Source organism: Streptomyces ossamyceticus (genome assembly GCF_001418475.1).
Lineage (GTDB): Bacteria > Actinomycetota > Actinomycetes > Streptomycetales > Streptomycetaceae > Streptomyces > Streptomyces ossamyceticus.
The window spans coordinates 1-1,930 of record NZ_LIQX01000923.1 but is presented as its reverse complement, the minus strand read 5'-3'; the positions used below and the strand labels follow the sequence as shown (position 1 = coordinate 1,930).

At 74.3% G+C, this 1,930-nt stretch carries 2 protein-coding genes; one reads left to right on the top strand and one right to left on the bottom strand.

The features are described 5' to 3' along the window. The first annotated feature begins 249 nt into the window (after window positions 1-249). Window positions 250-1,500, top strand: coding sequence for a pyroglutamyl-peptidase I (locus AOK15_RS40585; RefSeq protein ID WP_240508829.1), 1,251 nt, complete (start codon window positions 250-252; stop codon window positions 1,498-1,500). Between the two features lie 13 nt (window positions 1,501-1,513). Here AOK15_RS40585 and AOK15_RS40580 read toward each other — a convergent pair. Then, window positions 1,514-1,930 (bottom strand): EI24 domain-containing protein (locus AOK15_RS40580; protein ID WP_205632323.1); only part of this gene is annotated, 417 nt, incomplete at its 5' end.

The following is a 1,930-nucleotide window of genomic DNA, read 5'->3' as shown; positions in this document are numbered from 1 at the left end:
GGAGAGCGGGGAGCGCGGGGAGATCCAGGAGCACGGGGTGGGCGGGGAGGAGCGGGAGGGCTGAGCCCCGGTCCCGCACGGCACGCGGCATGGCGTGCGTCCCTTCCGTCACGCGATACTGCCGCGGTCCGGGCTACACCCCCCGCGGCGCACTCGCGTCACAGCTACGGAAGGACTCGAACTCCCTTGCATTCCACAGGACTTGGTTTCAGGTTGGGGCGGCGCGGCAGGGCCGGAGCGCGGGGAGCGGTGGGGCTGGTGGCCCTGTTCGCGGGGCTCGCCGCCCCCGGCTCCGCCGCGGCTTCCGGCTCGGGTCCGGCCGCGGCCCCGGGGGTCTCGGCGTCCCTCACCGTCGAGGAGCGGCGGCTCGACCGTGCGGTGCCCCAGGAGATTCTGCGGCGGTCCGGATTCGACGGGGTGGCACCGGAGTTGGCGCGGGCGCTCACCGGGGCGCGGTCGTACGAGCAGGCGGAGCGGATCGTCGCCGTCGAGGGATCACGGCTGTGGACACGGGCCGTGGACCGGGCGCAGGGGCGCGGGCCGGCGGGCGGTGACCTCAGCCGCGACGACGACCGGCCGCTGTACTGGGCCCGGTTGGGCATGACGCGGGAAGTCCGGCAATGGGCACCGAAGTTCGGGCTGAGCGATGCACTACGGGCCTCGCTGCTGGGGAGGCTGGAGCAGGCGTCGCGCGGGCAGGATTCGATCAGTTATCCCCGCTCCGCCGACGGGAAGGGGCTGAAGCGGATCCTCGTCACCGGGTTCGACCCGTTCACCCTGGACCGGGACATCCGGATCTCCAACCCGTCCGGGGCGACGGCGCTCGCGCTCGACGGCACGGTGATCCGGACCGCCGACGGTCCGGCGCGGATCGAGACGGCCGTCTTCCCCGTCCGCTGGCAGGACTTCGCCGACGGGACCGTGGAGCGCACCCTGCGCGGGCAACTGCCGCGGGTGGACCTCTTCGCCACCGTCAGCCAGGGACGGGTCGGGCGCTTCGACATCGAGCGCACCAACGGGGCCTGGCGGGGCGGCTTCCCCGACAACGACGATGTCGCGCGCACCGAGACCGTCCCGGTGACCGACCCCACCACACAGCCGCAGTGGACGTCGACGACCCTGCCGTACGCGGCCGTCGTCGCCGCGGCCACGGGGCGCTTCCCGGTGTACGACAACACGAGCGTGACGGAGATACCGGCGGGCGGCACCACGGCGGTCGTCCGGCCGGAGGGGCCGACCGCGGGCTCGACCGCCAGGGCCGGGGGCGGCGGGAACTACCTCTCCAACGAGATCGCCTACCGGGCGACGCTGCTGCGGGACCGGCTGGGGCTGCACGACACCCTGCCGGGCGGGCATGTGCACACGCCGGTGCTGCAGTTCGGGGCGGGCAACACCGACCCGGCGACCGGGACGGTCACCGACCCCGAGTTCGTGCGGAACCGGCTGGACATCATCGCGCAGGTACGGGCCATCGTGGGGGTGGCCGCGGACGCGTCGTGACCCGTCCCGGCGGTCACCGCACCTGGGGCTTGGTCCAGGGGTCCGCCGGCCGGGGCCGGGGCGCGTGGCCGCCGCCGGGGCCGCCGCCGCTCCGGCCGTCGTGGTCGTCGTGGTCGTCCCTGTCGTCGCCGCCCGTCGTCTCCTCGCCGAGGAGGTCACGGACCATGAGGGTGGCGCCCGCGACCGCGCCCGGCATCAGGAAGACGGCGACGAACGGGACAAGGAAGGCGAGGCCGAGCGGGGTGCCGAAGCCCCACACCAGCATCCGGCGGGAGCGCAGCAGCCTGAGCCGGTCGCGGAGTTCGATCCGGCGGCGCTGGAGGGCGACCCCCGTCAGCTCCTCGGTGAGGAAGAAGCCGGTCACGAAGAAGCCGATGACGGGGACGACGGTCTGCCCGACGAACGGGACGAAGCCGAGGCCGAAGAGCAG